This window comes from Colwellia sp. 5_MG-2023 (assembly GCF_030547795.1).
Classification (GTDB): Bacteria; Pseudomonadota; Gammaproteobacteria; order Enterobacterales; family Alteromonadaceae; genus Colwellia.
The window spans coordinates 74,837-91,448 of sequence record NZ_JAUOPW010000006.1 but is presented as its reverse complement, the minus strand read 5'-3'; the positions used below and the strand labels follow the sequence as shown (position 1 = coordinate 91,448).

The window sequence follows — 16,612 nt, the reverse complement described above, 5'->3', positions numbered from 1 at the left end:
GTGTTGAACCAACATATTCGGTACTTATTTTTGTGACAATTAAAAATAGGAATTTTATGGCTGTTTATTTTTCAATTATCTTGGTTGCAATTACGGTAATCACCGGTATTGTGTGGCTTTTAGATAAGCTTTATTTAGCACCTCAACGTAAATTGAAAGTTGAAGAAGCACAAGATGCGGTAAAAATGCAAGGTGGGGCAGAATTACCAAAAGAAACAATCGAAAAGCTGATGGAACCATCACCTCTTATTGATACTTCGGTGCAAATTTTTCCTATAATCGCTTTTGTTCTAATCTTAAGATCATTTCTTTATGAGCCTTTTCAAATACCATCTGGATCGATGATGCCCACGTTGCTCGATGGTGATTTTATATTGGTGAATAAATTTAACTATGGTTTAAGGGATCCTGTTGCTCGTAATAAATTTCTTGAAATTGGTTTGCCTAAACGTGGTGATGCTGTGGTATTTAAATATCCCGTCGATCCTCGAATTGATTATATAAAGCGTGTTATTGGTTTACCGGGTGATCGTATTATTTATAGAAATAAATCGTTATATATTAAAAAAGCGTGTACAGAATCGGATACAAGTTGTCCTGACTTTGTGCAGATTGTAAATAACTATACCAATAAGTATGAAGGGCCTGATGCTGAAGAAGGGATGAACCAATTTGAAGCAGTAATGTTTGATAAAAAACATAATATTTTGAATAATCAAAATGTTTTACCTAGAACAGGCCATTATTTTCAACAAGCAGGTACGGCACAAGATGAATTTTTAGTGCCAGCAGGGCATTATTTTGTAATGGGCGATAATCGCGATAATTCGCTAGATGGGCGTTTCTGGGGGTTTGTACCTGAAGAAAATCTAGTCGGTCAAGCTGTTGCTATTTGGATGAGTTTTGATTTTGAACGTACTGAAGAAAGTATTTTACCGCACTGGGTACCAACAAATATCCGTTTTGAACGTATTGGCGCAATAAACTAATGAGTAATAAAAATCAAATTAGTGCTATTTCTCTCAATCGTTTGTCAAAGAAAATTGGTTATAGCTTTTCTCAACCTGAATTACTAGTACAAGCACTTACGCATCGAAGCGCGAAGGGGCAACATAACGAAAGACTCGAGTTTCTTGGCGATTCTATTTTGGGGTTTGTTATTGCAAAAGCGTTGTTTGATAAATTTCCTAAGCATAACGAGGGCGATTTGACTCGTATGCGTTCTAGCTTAGTGAAAGGTGTAACGTTAGCTGAAATTGGACGAGATTTTAATTTAGGTGAATACTTAATACTTGGGCCAGGAGAGCTAAAAAGCGGTGGGCATAGACGGGAATCTATTTTAGAGGATGCTATTGAAGCCATTATCGGTGCGGTTTATTTAGATTCCAATATATCTCAATGTAAGAAGTTAATTTTATCTTGGTTTGCTCAACGACTTGATGCAATTAAGCCAGGAAATGAACAAAAAGACCCTAAAACGCGTTTACAAGAGTATCTACAGGGAAGAAAAATACCTTTACCTGTTTATGATGTTATTGATACTAGTGGTCAATCGCACAATCAGCATTTTACTGTTAGTTGTATTACTGAGGTTGTCAATAAAGAAGTGATTGCTCAAGGTACAAGCAGACGTAAAGCTGAGCAAGCAGCCGCACAAGAAGTTTTAGCACAGTTAGAGCAAAGTAGTCTTAAGCAAAAAAATACCAAGGTAAAATAGTCAATGAATAATGAATCTACTCGTGCAGGAATAATTGCCATCGTTGGCCGTCCTAATGTAGGGAAATCTACTTTACTTAATGCATTGCTTGGTCAAAAAATTAGCATAACATCGCGTAAACCACAAACTACACGTCACCGCATTTTAGGTATTCTTACCGAGGAAAATAGACAAGCTATTTTAGTCGATACACCGGGCCTTCATTCTGAAGAGAAAAGGGCTATAAACCGTTTGATGAATAGGGCGGCAACTAGTTCAATTTCAGAAGTTGAGTTAATTCTTTTTTTAGTTGAAGGTACTCATTGGACAACAGATGATGATTTAGTACTGAATAAAATAAAAAAAAGTGGTTCACCTTGTATTTTAGTGGTTAATAAAATCGATAATATTGTTGATAAAGATGAGCTATTACCACATTTGCAAAAATTAGGAGCAATGCATGACTTTACTGATATTGTGCCTATTTCTGCCAGCAAAGGGCATAGTGTCGATACGATAAAGAAACTGTGTTTAGATAGCTTGCCTGAAAGTGACTTTTGGTTTCCTGAAGACCATATCACGGATAGATCAAGCCGTTTTATGGCGTCAGAAATTATTCGTGAAAAGCTTATTCGTTTTACAGGTGATGAACTTCCTTATTCAATCACCGTTGAAATAGAACAGTTTAAAATGGATGATAAAGGTATTATTCATATTAATGCGTTAATTTTAGTGGAACGTGATAGTCAAAAACGTATGGTTATTGGTAATAGAGGTGAACGCCTAAAAACTATTGGCCAAGAAGCAAGACGTGATATGGAAAACTTATTTGATAGTAAAGTTTTTTTAGAAACCTGGGTTAAGGTTAAATCTGGTTGGGCGGATGATGAGCGAGCGTTAAGAAGCTTAGGTTATGGTGATGACTACTCTGGTTAGTGGCTAGTTAAGTAACAGCTAAGCTAATAAAGCAATACTTATTGGCTTATTCTATAAAATGACGTATTACGAAAAATAGTAGAAACATGTCAAATATTCAAGTGGAACATCATGCTTTTGTACTCCATTCTCGCCCTTTCAAAGAGAATCAGCAACTACTTGAATTGTTAACTGAATACGAAGGAAAAACTTCCGCACTTGTGTATGTAGGGCAATCTAAACGCTCTATTAAAAAAGGTATGATCCAGCCTTTTTTACCTTTAAAACTTACTTTTAAGGACAGCAATGCGACGTTAAAGCGTATTACGGGTATTGAAGCAGCAGGTAATTCTTATTCTTTAAACCAACATTATTTATATAGTGGTTTTTATATAAATGAGCTTTTGGTTAAACTCTTGAGTAATGATATTGTCTGTGAAGCGGTATTTAAGCAATATCAGTTAACATTAATATCCCTATCTGAAAATTTACCTATTGCTCCTCAATTACGACAATTTGAATTATGCTTGTTAGAAGAGTTGGGTCAATCGTTTGATTTTAGCCCTGTATTTAATGAAGTAAGTGATAATGTTGCTGGTTTTTATTATGTAGTAGAGCAAGGGTTTGTTCCTGCTTATAAATATTCAGTAACTAATATAACTACGCCTTGGTTTAATACAGAGCATTTACAATCTATTGCTAATTATATTTATCAAGGCACAGAGCTTATAGATAAAGACGCTGGGCATACGTTTAAACTATTAATGCGAAATGTGTTAACCCATCTACTTGATGGTAAGCCTTTAAATAGCCGTAAATTATTTGAGAAAAAATAAGAGAGAATAAAATGAAAGAATTACTTTTAGGCGTTAATGTCGATCATATTGCGACTTTACGCCAAGCTAGGGGAACAAATTACCCTGACCCAGTATATGCCGCTAGTGTTGCCGAGCATGCTGGAGCTGATGGTATAACTGTACATTTACGTGAAGATAGACGCCATATCCAAGATCGAGATATTCATGTGTTAAAACAGACACTACATACGCGAATGAATTTTGAAATGGCCGTTACTGACGAGATGATCGCAATTGCCTGTGAGGTGAAACCAGCTTTCTGCTGTTTAGTCCCTGAAAAAAGAGAAGAGCTAACAACAGAAGGAGGTCTAGATGTTATTCAGCAGTTTGAAAAAATAGCTGATGCTGTGACAAAAATTTCAGCAGTAGGTACACAAGTAAGCTTATTTATTGATGCAGATAAAGGTCAAATTGATGCTGCTTTAGCGAGTGGCGCACCTTATATTGAAATCCATACTGGCCAATATGCCGATGCAATAGAAGAGTCAGTTCAACAAAGTGAATTAGTACGTTTAACTGATGGTATTAAGTATGCGCACAGTATTGGTTTGAAAGTAAATGCAGGTCATGGACTTAATTACTTTAATGTTAAACCTATTGCTGCAATAGAAGAGATAATAGAATTAAATATTGGTCATGCCATTATAGCTCGTGCAGCTATTGATGGTCTTGATAAAGCGGTTAGAGATATGAAAGCATTAATGTTAGAAGCAAGGCAGTAGTTTTAGCTTCTTAATGATTATTTTAAATTGAGCTCAAGTTAGTTTGAGTTCGATTTAAAATACTGGGAACTAGCTTTTAAGGATCATATATGCCGATTATTGGTATTGGTACAGATATTGTAGAAATTAGTCGTATTGCTAAAATGCCTGATAATACTCGTGAACGATTAGCTAAGCGTGTATTGACACTGGATGAATATGAACGCTTTGTAAGTATGGGTCTAGTTTCAGTTAATAATGCTACAAGTTATTTGGCTAAACGTTGGGCAGGAAAGGAGGCGACAGCCAAAGCTTTAGGTACTGGTATAGCAAGTGGTGTTTCTTTTCAACATATAGAAATAATAACGCTTGCAAGTGGAGAGCCTAAACTTATACTTTCTAGTAGAGCCCTAGAAATTGCTCAATCTAAAAAAGCACAGTATTGGCATATTTCTCTTGCTGATGAAAAACGTTATGCAACAGCATTTGTGACGCTTTCATAAAGTAGTCAAAAATATTAAATTAAGGATAGCGGGTATAATATTTTTTTATTTTATTTTTATTTTTTTTATACTAAAATCGAGTTCTTATATTTGCGGAATTCTGCATTTTAATTGTAGCTATTAGCTTTTGTTGTTTAAATAAGGAATTTTCATGCAAGCAGAAGAGAAAATAATACTTGAAAGACGTGAACGCTCATCTGAAAAATCTATGTTGTGGGATAGGTTATCATTAGCGCAAAAATTTTCAGCTAGCAGTCTAGGCAAGTTTGGCTATGAATTATCCTTTATACGAAAAGAAAAAGACCATAGTATAGCTGTACTCACTTGTAACTCTGGGATCGCAATAATTACTGAAGATGGCGAGATTGATACAAGTCCTGATATTACGCTTCGTGATTAAATATTTATTCCAGGTACATCGCTATTTAGCTTTATTAACACACTAGGCGCTTGTTCTAATATTAACTCTATTTGTTCAAAAAACTCTAAAAATTCAGGCTCTAAGCTACCTAAAGCTGCCTCTTTTTTCAGTTGAGTTTCTATTTCTTGGCAAATATTGGTTAGCTGTGGAACCCCCGTGTAACAGCAAGTTCCGTTTAGTTTGTGTATCAATTTTGTTAATTTCGTACTATCTTGTTCTTCTAACGCAATGCTGATCTCTCTTTTACTTTCTGGTAAGTATTCAATTAATCCTATAAGCATCTCTTTAGCTAAATTTTCTTTTCCGCCTGTTCTGTTAAGTGCTATCTGCCAATCTATTATCTTTATATTGTGCTCCTCTTGTAGTGTTAAAGGCAAAGTTTCTCTCGGTGTATGTGAATTTTTTTTGTCACTATCTAGAAAATAATTAATATCACAGTATTCATAAATAATGTGTTTTAACATAGTTTCATCTATAGGCTTAGTCATGTAGGCATCAAAACCTTGTTGTTCCATTCTTTCTTTTTCACCACTTAAAGCATGGGCTGTCACTGCAATTATAGGCGTTTTTTCGTTATAAGAATTACGTCTAATAGCTTGTAGGGAGCTTATGCCATCCATTATTGGCATTTGAATGTCCATAAAAATTAAGGTAAAAATTTCATTCTGGCATAACTCTAACGCTTTTAAGCCATTGTCAGCCAAGACAACTTCGCCCACTTGCTCGCATAATAGGGCATTAATGAGTTTTAAGTTCGCTTCGTTGTCGTCTACTGCGAGTACCTTAATGGGCAGAATGTTTTTATTTGGCGTTGATAAATACTCAGGCTCAGCTAATAAAGCACTGTAGAGTTTGTTTGTTGTTATTGGCTTACTTAAACAGCTTAAAGCACCACTGGCTAGCAGAGCATCATGTAAACTAGGTGAATTACTATTAATAGCTAAATGTATATTGGCTATTTGAGGCTTTATTTTAGTGATTGTTTTTTTTAAATCACTTAAAGCGGTTGAGGTTTTATCGTGACCAATTAATGCAAAATCAAAATGTGTATTTTCATCTTGTGCAGACTGTTCAAGCACTTCATCTAATTGTGTTTTAGTATCGACTTTAGTTACTTTCATATCCCAATTAGATAAAATGTCGTATGTTGCCGCTCGGCTATGTGAATGCGGTTCATAATATAAAATAGACTTATCTGCTAGCCTTAAGTGCTCTAATTCACCTGTTACAGGTAAGGTGTTCATGCCACATTCAAAGTTAAACCAAAATGTTGAACCATGATTTTTATTAGAACTAAAACCTATATCCCCCTTCATTTCATGAGCAAGTCTTTGGCAAATAACTAAACCTAAACCGGTTCCTCCATGTAGTCTGGTGATACTTTGATCTGCTTGAGTAAAGGCTTTAAATATTGTTTTTTGTTGTACGTTGCTCATACCAATACCACTGTCAGCAACGGTTATTTTTATTGCAGCTCGTTTGGCGTTAATTATGTTGAAGGTAACATCGATAAGCACAGAGCCATGTTGAGTAAATTTAATAGCATTGCTGACTAAGTTACTCATAATTTGTTTAATGCGCATTGCATCGCCTAACAAGGAGTCAGGCAGTGAGTTATCAATTTTTATTGATAACTCTAATTCTTTTTTATGAGCACTAGGTGCTAATAGCACTAAGCTCTCATCGATAGATTCTCTTAATGAAAAGGGAATACTTTCTATTACCATTTTTCCTGCTTCAAGTTTTGAAAAATCCAGAATATCATTAATAATGGCGAGTAAATTATTGGCAGATCTATCGATTGTTTGTAAGTAATCTCGTTGAGAGTCGCTTAGTGGTGTTTTAAGTACTTGTCGAGTAAAGCCAATTACCCCATTTAAGGGGGTACGTAATTCATGGCTCATATTAGCTAAAAATTCCGACTTTATTTTATTAGCATCTTGAGATTTTTTCTTGGCAATGCTTAACTCAACATTTTGAATTTCATACTGTTCTAAACTTTCACGTAAATCAATGGTTGCTTGATCAATACTACTTTGCATTTCATTTTGGTAATTACCCAATGATTGCGCCATGGCATTAATACCTAGTTTTAAAAAATTAAGTTCGCCAATTAACAGTTGCCCAGTTACGCGACTTTCAAGCTTTCCCTCTCTAATTCGATCAATAGCATTCACCATGGAGTTGATCGGCTTAGTTACGTTTTGAATCAGCTTCAGTGCTAAAAGACTACTCAGTAAAACAGCAAGAAAAGCGAGGCTAAAGGCAATAATATATTGGCTTTGTTGTTTGAGCTTAATCCAGCTTTTATCGACATGTATAGCAATGTAGCCCAAAGGTGTTAAAACATTATTACTATCAAATTTTTCGTCAAGGATAGGCGTTCTGAAAATAATAAAATCGTCAAAGTGCTCTCCTTGAGTATAGGAAGGAGGGGCTTCTTCTGGTTTTAAGCGCATTAAATTTGTATCACCATGATAAGCGCTGGTTACTAATATTTGGTTATCTAAAGTAAAGACAGTAATACTTTTAATAAGACTTGATTGGCTTCGGTGTACCGCGCTGATGATAGCGCGAATTTTTTCGCGGTTGTTGTTAACATATGCTTCTTTAGTGGTAATGGCTAAAGGTTCAATAATACTTTGGGAGCGTAAAGTTAAAAATTCGTTTAATTCACTACTACGGTTATATGAAAAATAGCTGGCAAGTCCAAAGCTAATAAATGCTATAGGAACAATCGTTAGTAATATAACCCAGTCTTTGAGGCGTAATTTATGCATTATGAATAGTGTTTAATATTTGCTCGTTTTACCCTAAACCCGTAACTTCAGGTGGAACGAGTATAAAACTAGTGTAAAATGATCATCCTGATAAGCCTATAATGTCATATGCTTAATAAAATTACACTTTTTAGTTGAGTTCTGCTTTAGCTACTGATGTAAGCCCAAATAAAGAAAATTCCTAGGTATTCAATAATGGCAAACTTTTTCCAAGTAAATAATAAAAAGTCAGTTAAAGCCCAAGAGAGAAAAAAACTAACCGTTAAGGTTGAAAGATTAGACTCAAATGGCTGTGGCGTTGCCTACTACCAGAGTAAACCCGTTTTTATTCCTGGCTCTTTACCGAACGAAAGCGTCGATATTAAGATTGTTGAACAAAAAAATAAATATGCGTTAGCTAAACTTTTAACAATCAATAAAGCTAGCCAACATAGGGTTGTGGCAAAATGCCAGCATTTTACTCTGTGTGGTGGTTGCGATATACAGCAGCTAGAATATTCACAGCAGCTTGATTTTAAGAAAAATAAAATTATATCGCTTTTTTCTCGCGCTGGTGTAGCAGACACTATTGTTGCTAAATTACCTTGGCAAAGCCCCGTTACGAGTTCGCCATGGGAATACCGTCGAAAAGCAAGAATAGGTGTGCAATTTGATAAGAACGCCCACGCGACGATCGGTTTTAGGCAAAAATCTACTAATCAGCTTGTCGCTGTTAAGTCGTGCCCTGTGCTTGTTGAGCCGGCGGCTAATATATTTCCCTTATTAAAAACATTGATTAATAAACTGAGTGTGAAAAAAGCGATTGGTCATATTGAAGTTATTAGCACAGAAGATTTAGATGATAATGAGCTAGTCCCCGTTGATATAAATAGTGCTACGAAGCCAGTAAAAAAGTTAACACTCATCATCCGCCAAATTAGAGCGATAAATGAACATGACCATCAATTGTGGCAAGAATATGCTGAAAAGAATAGCTGGGAAATTTATTTCCAAACTAATGATAGTAATAACGAAAATGTTAATAAAAGTTCAGGTAACTTGGTTGATAGTTTACGTTATCGCTTAGTTAATGGTATTCAAATTAATTTTTCAAGTACAGATTTTATACAGATAAATCAGCAGGTAAATTTGGCCATGGTTGAACAGGCGCTTGATTGGTTGTCGCCGCAAAAAAATGACAATATATTAGATTTATTTTGTGGTCTTGGAAACTTCAGTTTACCGCTAGCGCAACAAGCTAAGTTAGTTATTGGCGTTGAAGGTGTACAAAGTATGGTTAATAAAGCGAGTGCTAATGCTAAGTTTAACCAGATAAATAATTGCCATTTTTTTCAAGCAGATTTAAATAGTGAATGGTTGTCTAATATTTGGGCGAAAAATGAATTTAATAAGGTGCTATTAGATCCTGCTAGAGCAGGAGCAGAGTTAGCTGTAGAGCAAGTGATTCAACTTAATATTCCCACAGTTTTATATGTTAGTTGTGATCCTACTACGTTGGCTAGAGATAGTCAGGTGCTAATTTCAAAAGGGTATAAAATTGAAAAAATAGGGTTAATCGATATGTTTTCTCAAACAAAGCATGTTGAGACTATGGTATTGTTTAGTCGGTAAGTAAACTAAATTACACTTAGTTATTGCTCAATGGCAATACTTCACGGCGCAAAAGTTGTTCTTGGCATTGAGAGCAGGAGTGCCGTGGTATAATTTAGCGAAATTGGTCTTAAATCGTGGTTTTCATAAAGGAAAGAAAATGGTTTCGGTGCGTAAATCTCATCAGGTTGTTAGTGTAAATTTTAAACATTGGCTAACAGAGCAATCTTTACCAGAAGAAAAACAACAAGCATTGGAACAGTTGTGGGAGCAAGTTTCGCCATTCTTTCAACAACATGAAGCTAGTCTTTTAAAAGCAAGGGAAATGGTAGAGATACTTTCTAGTTTAAATTTAGATGCTGATTCTTTATTAGCAGCTTTTTTAACGCCTTTACTAGAAGAGAATTTAATTACGCAAGATTTTGTTAAAGAACACTGTAGTAAAGATGTTGCAATGCTTTGCCAAGGTGTTGAGAAAATGGAAGCTATCAAAGGCTTAAGGCAACAAAGTAGTGTAAGTAATATTGATAATATTCGCCGTATGTTATTGGCCATGGTTGAAGATGTACGTGCGGTAGTTATTAAATTAGCTGAACGTTTGTGTGACTTACGAGAACAAAAGCACAGTGATGAAGAAAGTCGCGTATTAACAGCTAAAGATAGCGCTAATATATATGCACCTTTGGCCAACCGCTTAGGTATTGGTCAATTAAAGTGGGAATTAGAAGATATTTCATTTCGTTACCTTCATCCACAAGTTTATAAAAAAATTGCCAAATTATTAGATGAAACACGCCTTGAACGTGAACAATATATGCATGATTTTGTTGGGAATTTAAGTGATCAATTAAAAGCGTTAGAAATCAAGGGAGAGGTTTACGGTCGTCCAAAACATATTTATAGCATCTGGAAAAAAATGCAGCAAAAAGCATTAGATTTCGATCAGTTGTTTGATGTGCGAGCTGTGCGAGTTGTCGTTGAAAGAATACAAGACTGTTATTCTGCTTTAGGTGTTGTTCATACTCAGTGGCAACATTTATCTCAAGAATTTTCAGACTACGTTGCAACGCCTAAGTCTAATGGTTACCAATCGATTCATACTGTTGTACTTGGCCCTGAAGGTAAGTCAGTAGAGGTACAAATAAGAACGCAGCAAATGGATGATGATGCCGAGTTAGGTGTAGCAGCACATTGGCGTTATAAAGAAGGCTCGATAACAGGAAAAAGTAATAGCTTTGATGACAAGATAGGCTGGTTACGCAAAATTTTACAGTGGCAAGATGATGTCTCGGAAAATGGAGAGCTGCTAGATGAACTTCGCAGCCAGGTTTTTGAAGATAGAATTTATGTCTTTACACCTTCTGGTGATGTGATTGATTTACCTATGGGTTCAACCCCATTAGATTTTGCCTATTATATTCACTCTAATGTTGGTCATTGTTGTATTGGGGCTAAAGTCTTTGGAAAAATCGTTCCTTTTACTCATCAGTTGAAAACGGGTGATCAGGTTGAAGTGTTAACAAATAATCACCCTAATCCAAGTCGTGATTGGTTAAACCCTAATTTAAATTATATTCATTCATCAAGAGCTCGAGCCAAAGTACAACATTTTTTTAAATTACAAGATCGCGATAAGCATTTAGCTCAAGGTAAGGAGTTACTTGATACAGAATTAGCAAAGTTAACTAACTTAACCATTAGCCAAGGGCAATTGAAAGAAGCGGTGGCGCATTTCAATGTAAAAACCATTGATGATCTATATGCTGCTATTGGTTCAGGTAATGCACGTTTACAGCAAGTTATTAATTACTTTAAACAACTTGAAGAAAAGTTTAATCCAGCACCTGAGATTGATCCGCAAAGTTTAGTGAAAGAGCCTCAGGCAGGGCATAGTACTGCTGGCGACGATAATGGTATTACTGTGTCGGGCGTCGGTAATTTGCTCACACACATGGCAAAATGTTGTTCCCCTGTACCAGGTGACATGATTTCAGGCTTTATTACTCAAGGGCGAGGTATTTCAGTTCACCGGCAAGATTGTGAACAACTCGCTAATTCGTTAAATCAGCAGCCGGAGCGTATTGTAGAGCTTCAATGGGGCGTTGATGATAAGCAAAATTATCAAGCGAGTGTGCTTATTATCGCTAGTGATCGTCAAGGGTTATTTCGAGATATATCAACGATTATTGCGAATGAAAAGGTGAGTATTGTTGGTATCGAAAGTCATAGCGATAGCGCTAAACAAACCATGAGTATGAAAATTAAAATAGAAGTCACCAGTAGTGAGCTACTTACTAGAGTGCTAGATAAAGTAAGGCAACTTGATGATGTTGTGGAAGTTAAAAGATTATAAAACTTGTTGTCAAAATTAAGAATAAGAGAACATACATGCTAAATGTTAATATTGAAAGCGAAGCTTCAATTGAAAAATTACGTTGGATAATGTCCCAATTACGTGATCCTGACACAGGCTGTCCGTGGGATATAAAGCAAAATTTTGCCTCTATTACCGCGCACACTATAGAAGAAGCATATGAAGTGGTTGATGCAATAGAGCAAAATGACTTTGTTGAGCTTAATAAAGAGTTAGGTGATTTATTGTTCCAAGTTATTTTTTATAGTCAGCTTGGACAGGAACAACAACTTTTTAATTTTGATACCGTGGTTGAGGCTATCTGTGAGAAGCTTATTCGCCGTCATCCTCACGTTTTTAGTAGTGCTGATTTAACGAGTGACGCACAAATAAAAGCTAACTGGGAAAATGAAAAAGCCAAAGAACGTCAAGCAAAAAATAACCAAGAAAACTTGAGTATTCTTGCTGATATACCTAAAAGCTTACCCGCTCTATCACAAGCAGCAAAGATCCAAAAAAGATGTTCGCATGTCGGCTTTGATTGGGATAATGTGAAGGATGTTTTTGCAAAAATTGAAGAAGAAGTACTCGAAGTTAAAGCAGAGCTCGAAGCAGAAAACCTTAATAAAAAAGCATTAGGGGAAGAAATAGGGGATTTAATGTTTGCCGTAGTGAACTTATGTCGTCATGCAAAAGAAGATCCTGAAACATTGCTGCGTAAGGCAAATCAAAAGTTTACTAAACGCTTTCATGGGGTTGAAGCACAAGTACAGCAATCGGAACGAGATTTTTCAGCGCATAGTTTAGCGCAATTAGAGCAGTATTGGCAGCAAGTAAAGCTGAATGAGAAATAGCAGATAATATTATGACTAAACTTTTACTCTCCACTATGGCTTTAGGAAAACGTTTACAAGTTGACAATAGTTATGTAACTGTTGGTTTAACTAACCCTAAAAGTCCCAGCAATGTTGGTGCTGTTATGCGTGCTGCAGGTTGCTATTGTGTTGACCAAGTATTGTATACAGGACAGCGGTATGCGAATGCAGCTAAATATAATGGCTCAAAACATAATACCGATACTAAAAATGCTCATGAAAAAATTCCTTTAAAGGCCGCAAGAAATTTTGAAAATATTGAAGCCTTGCGCGCTGAACTACCAGAAAATACCAAAATTATTTGTGTAGATCTCGTTGAAGGAGCGACACCATTGCCTCATTTTCAACACCCAGATCAAGCGATTTATATCTTTGGTCCTGAAGATGGTACTATTAGTCAAAGCGTCATAAATAATGCTGATGGTGTTGTATATGTACCCACGGTGGGCTGTATGAACTTAGCGGCCTCAGTGAACGTATTGTTATATGATAGATTAGCTAAATCCTTAGTGAATAGTAATCAGATAGATAGTGATAATGCATTAATAAAGAAAAGTCGCGACACCAATAATAAAGTTAAAGTTAACTTGAAACACGAATAATGGAGTGAGTTTTGTGTCAAAACCAAGAATCGCTAACTCAAACAGCAGAAATAAAGTCTAGAATAACGGCCCAAGGTTGTCCTGTGACTATTGCTAAACGAAACAAAATTATGGTTTTGCTATGGAAAACTATGGGCGTTTTTTGTGTTGGTTTAGCCATATTAGGTGCGATCTTACCAATTCTACCAACAACTGTTTTTTTGATTATGGCAACAGCTTGTTTTGCTAAATCGTCACCAAGAATGCAACAAAAATTACTTGATAACAAAACATTTGGACCACTAATTCGAGAATGGCAGAAAAGTCGAAGTATACCTAGAAAAGCAAAAAGAATTGCCTTGCTTATGATTATACTATCGGTGGCTTGGTCTTCTTATTTACTACAAGACTTGATGTTATCGTTTTTGGTTATTCTCCTAGTTATTTGGCCTTTCATTTTTTTATGCCGTTTACCTATTAGTAAATAGCCCTATATTATCACCATATTGTAGTCCCTTAAGAAAGCGGGACAAATAATGAGGTATGTGTAAGATTCTGAATTAAGTTCAGAATGACGACGGTGTAAGATGACGATTTTTTTAAGGTAACGATGGCCGTTTATGGGATATTGATTCCTTTCAGGATGACGCCCATTTCGTCATTCCGTAAGTGTTTTGATACGGAATCTCATGTCTGTAGTTAAACCACCGTCGAATTTTTGAATCCTTAACACTACACAGCAAACTATTGAAATTCTGAATCTAATTAGGCAGAAAGTGCTTTATTGACAATATTGGCCAAATGTTTAGGCAGTGCTACTTGCAAGGCAATATTATGAGCTTTTTCAGACATTTTTCCCCAGGTTAATTGCACAATACGAATTATTTTAGCTTCATTATCTTGTTCAATATATTGTGTAGCAAATTCATCAAAGTAATGAACTAGAAAAACTAAGCAGGCAACATCTTCCAATGTTTGGCTATCAGCATTGAGTTGGCTATCTTCTTTACTTTTTAAGTTTTCTTTACAAATTATAGAGGCTGTTTGTTTCGCTTGTAAATCACTGTAACCTTGCTCGATCATAAGGCTCGCAGTTAGTTCACCATGAAACTTCCCTAACGCGATTCGCCATTTATAATACCCAGCTTTACCTGGTTCATACTCATTACGTTTTAAATGCCAACGCTTAATATGCTGAGCTCGAACTGCTATTTGTAATAATTCACTTGCTTGTGGCCAATGCTCATTTAGACAAGCGGTCATTCGTTGGCCATAAAGCAATTCTTTTGGGTGCTTTTCGTTATTTAGTAGGGTGAAATTACTATCTTGGCGGTTAATATCGTCAATAGCTGATAACACGCGCTCTAATTTATTTGTCATAGGTTACTTAGGTTAAAAAGTGATACTCATATAATAACGATTAATGAACGACAAAAAAATGCTTATTTTAACTTGCGCTCTCTTTGAGGCAGAATAAATTTAATATAATTGTAAATTACAGTTATTATTGTTGTTGTCTTGTATTTTAAGTATAATGTTTTCCCGTCCTGCTTTACTTCTTTTTAACGTGCTTTTTAGTGTTTTCTTAACGAAAATAATCACTATGGATGAGCATTTTATAGTTAAAAAAGTAATGCAAAAAAAATTCTGTATTTCCCTTACATCGGTGTAGACATGACAACTAGATATATTTTTGTTACTGGCGGCGTAGTTTCGTCTCTTGGTAAAGGTATTGCCGCAGCATCCTTAGCTGCAATCCTTGAAGCGCGTGGTTTAAAAGTAACCATGTTGAAACTTGACCCTTATATTAATGTCGATCCCGGCACTATGAGTCCTATCCAGCATGGTGAAGTTTTTGTGACTGAAGATGGTGCAGAAACTGATCTGGATTTAGGTCATTACGAACGCTTTATTCGTACCAAAATGACTAAGCTAAATAATTTTACGGCGGGTCGTATTTACCAAGATATTCTAGCACGCGAGCGTAAAGGCGAATTTTTAGGTGCAACTATTCAAGTTATTCCACATATTACGAATGACATAAAGCGTCGTGTAATAGAAGGGGCGGAAGGTTACGATGTTGCCATGGTTGAAGTTGGCGGTACTGTTGGTGATATTGAATCACAACCGTTCCTAGAAGCTATTCGTCAACTCGCAACGGAAGTAGGTCGTGAACGTGCAATGTTTATGCATCTTACCTTAGTTCCTTACCTAGCTGCTGCGGGCGAAATTAAAACTAAACCGACTCAACATTCAGTAAAAGATTTACGCTCAATTGGTATTTTCCCTGATATTTTAGTTTGTCGTTCAGATCGACCTTTACCAAATGGGGAACGTGCGAAAATTGCTTTATTCTGTAATGTTGAAGAAAAAGCGGTTGTGTCAATGCGTGATGTTGACAGTATTTATAAAATTCCTGCGTTATTAAAATCTCAAGGAACAGATCAGTTAGTGACTAAACGTTTTGGCTTAGAGCTACCTGAAGCAGATCTAACTGAGTGGGAAGAAGTACTTTATCATGAAGCGAACCCTAAAGGTGAAATTACGGTTGGTATGGTCGGAAAGTACATTGAACTTCCTGATGCTTATAAATCTGTCAATGAAGCATTAAAACACGCAGGTTTGAAAAACCAAGTAACGGTTAATATTAAGTATATTGATTCACAAGATGTTGAAGTTAAAGGTACTGACTTATTAAAAGATTTAGATGCTATTTTAGTACCTGGTGGTTTCGGTGAACGTGGCGTAGAAGGTAAAATTTTAACGGCACAATATGCACGTGTAAATAAAATACCTTATTTAGGTATTTGCTTAGGTATGCAAGTTGCTTTAATTGAATTTGCACGAAATGTTGCAGGTTTGACTGACGCCCATAGTACTGAGTTTAATGCTGATTCGCCGCATCCAGTGGTTGGTTTGATCAGTGAATGGCTTGACGAAGAAGGGCAAGTTGAGTACCGCAGTGAAGAGTCTGATTTAGGCGGAACTATGCGTTTGGGCTCACAATTGTGTCACCTAGTGAAAGGTACCAAGGTGTGCGACGTATATGGCAGTGAAACAATTTATGAAAGACACCGTCACCGTTATGAGGTAAATAATAACTACCGAGAACAGTTAAGCAAAGCTGGCTTAATATTTTCGGGGTTATCAACTGATAAAAGTTTAGTTGAGGTGATTGAAATAGCAGATCATCCATGGTTTATTGCCGGGCAGTTCCATCCTGAGTTTAATTCAACTCCGCGTGATGGGCACCCTTTATTTGAAAGCTTTATTACCGCTTCTTTTGACTATCAAAAGCAGCAATTAAGTTAATTCAAAATAATTATAAACCGTAGCTATA

Annotated in this window: 15 protein-coding genes; 13 read left to right on the top strand and 2 right to left on the bottom strand. The window is 36.0% G+C overall.

Annotated features, from left to right (window positions below; translation table 11 throughout):
- Positions 1-56 precede the first annotated feature (56 nt).
- The 7 genes from lepB (at position 57) to Q4496_RS06815 (ending at position 5,072) form a co-directional block, all read left to right on the top strand.
- A complete protein-coding gene (lepB, locus tag Q4496_RS06845; protein WP_215971351.1) occupies positions 57-989 on the top strand; it encodes a signal peptidase I in 933 nt (310 codons plus the stop codon).
- Positions 989-1,717 (top strand): ribonuclease III, encoded by a 729-nt coding sequence (gene rnc / locus Q4496_RS06840; protein ID WP_215971350.1) that lies wholly within the window; start codon positions 989-991, stop codon positions 1,715-1,717. Before lepB ends, rnc begins: the two co-directional genes overlap by 1 nt.
- A 3-nt stretch (positions 1,718-1,720) precedes the next feature.
- Positions 1,721-2,632, top strand: a complete 912-nt coding sequence (gene era / locus Q4496_RS06835; protein WP_215971349.1) for a GTPase Era — start codon at positions 1,721-1,723, stop codon at positions 2,630-2,632.
- An 86-nt stretch (positions 2,633-2,718) separates the two neighbouring features.
- Positions 2,719-3,447, top strand: a complete 729-nt coding sequence (gene recO, locus Q4496_RS06830; RefSeq protein WP_215971348.1) for a DNA repair protein RecO — start codon at positions 2,719-2,721, stop codon at positions 3,445-3,447.
- A gap of 11 nt (positions 3,448-3,458) precedes the next feature.
- A complete protein-coding gene (gene pdxJ / locus Q4496_RS06825; RefSeq protein ID WP_215971347.1) occupies positions 3,459-4,190 on the top strand; it encodes a pyridoxine 5'-phosphate synthase in 732 nt (243 codons plus the stop codon).
- An 89-nt stretch (positions 4,191-4,279) separates the two neighbouring features.
- The gene (acpS, locus tag Q4496_RS06820) at positions 4,280-4,672 is read left to right on the top strand and encodes a holo-ACP synthase (RefSeq protein ID WP_215971346.1); all 393 of its coding nucleotides are present in this window, start codon (positions 4,280-4,282) and stop codon (positions 4,670-4,672) included.
- 151 nt (positions 4,673-4,823) lie between these two features.
- Positions 4,824-5,072 carry a hypothetical protein gene (locus Q4496_RS06815; protein ID WP_215971345.1) on the top strand — a complete coding sequence of 83 codons (249 nt, stop codon included), beginning with the start codon at positions 4,824-4,826 and terminating at the stop codon, positions 5,070-5,072.
- Here the strand turns inward: Q4496_RS06815 and barA are convergent.
- Positions 5,069-7,873 carry a two-component sensor histidine kinase BarA gene (gene barA, locus Q4496_RS06810; RefSeq protein ID WP_303610128.1) on the bottom strand — a complete coding sequence of 935 codons (2,805 nt, stop codon included), beginning with the start codon at positions 7,871-7,873 and terminating at the stop codon, positions 5,069-5,071. The two genes, Q4496_RS06815 and barA, sit on opposite strands and share 4 nt — an antisense overlap.
- A 195-nt stretch (positions 7,874-8,068) precedes the next feature.
- Here barA and rlmD point away from each other — a divergent pair, with 195 nt between their 5' ends.
- From rlmD to Q4496_RS06785, 5 genes are all read left to right on the top strand, one after another.
- Positions 8,069-9,484 (top strand): 23S rRNA (uracil(1939)-C(5))-methyltransferase RlmD, encoded by a 1,416-nt coding sequence (gene rlmD / locus Q4496_RS06805; RefSeq protein WP_215971343.1) that lies wholly within the window; start codon positions 8,069-8,071, stop codon positions 9,482-9,484.
- A gap of 139 nt (positions 9,485-9,623) precedes the next feature.
- Positions 9,624-11,816: a GTP diphosphokinase gene (relA, locus tag Q4496_RS06800; protein ID WP_215971381.1), complete on the top strand. Its 2,193-nt coding sequence runs from the start codon at positions 9,624-9,626 to the stop codon at positions 11,814-11,816.
- A 35-nt stretch (positions 11,817-11,851) separates the two neighbouring features.
- Positions 11,852-12,670: a nucleoside triphosphate pyrophosphohydrolase gene (gene mazG / locus Q4496_RS06795; protein WP_215971342.1), complete on the top strand. Its 819-nt coding sequence runs from the start codon at positions 11,852-11,854 to the stop codon at positions 12,668-12,670.
- Positions 12,671-12,681: 11 nt separating this feature from the next.
- Positions 12,682-13,293, top strand: coding sequence for an RNA methyltransferase (locus Q4496_RS06790; RefSeq protein ID WP_215971341.1), 612 nt, complete (start codon positions 12,682-12,684; stop codon positions 13,291-13,293).
- Positions 13,294-13,304: 11 nt separating this feature from the next.
- Positions 13,305-13,760 (top strand): YbaN family protein, encoded by a 456-nt coding sequence (locus Q4496_RS06785; protein WP_303610127.1) that lies wholly within the window; start codon positions 13,305-13,307, stop codon positions 13,758-13,760.
- A gap of 277 nt (positions 13,761-14,037) precedes the next feature.
- On the opposite strand, the gene Q4496_RS06780 is transcribed toward Q4496_RS06785, so the two are convergent.
- The gene (locus tag Q4496_RS06780; protein ID WP_215971340.1) at positions 14,038-14,652 is read right to left on the bottom strand and encodes a DUF4202 domain-containing protein; all 615 of its coding nucleotides are present in this window, start codon (positions 14,650-14,652) and stop codon (positions 14,038-14,040) included.
- A gap of 294 nt (positions 14,653-14,946) precedes the next feature.
- Between Q4496_RS06780 and Q4496_RS06775 the strand changes: the two genes are divergently transcribed.
- A complete protein-coding gene (locus Q4496_RS06775) occupies positions 14,947-16,584 on the top strand; it encodes a CTP synthase (protein ID WP_215971339.1) in 1,638 nt (545 codons plus the stop codon).
- The last annotated feature ends 28 nt before the right edge of the window (positions 16,585-16,612 follow it).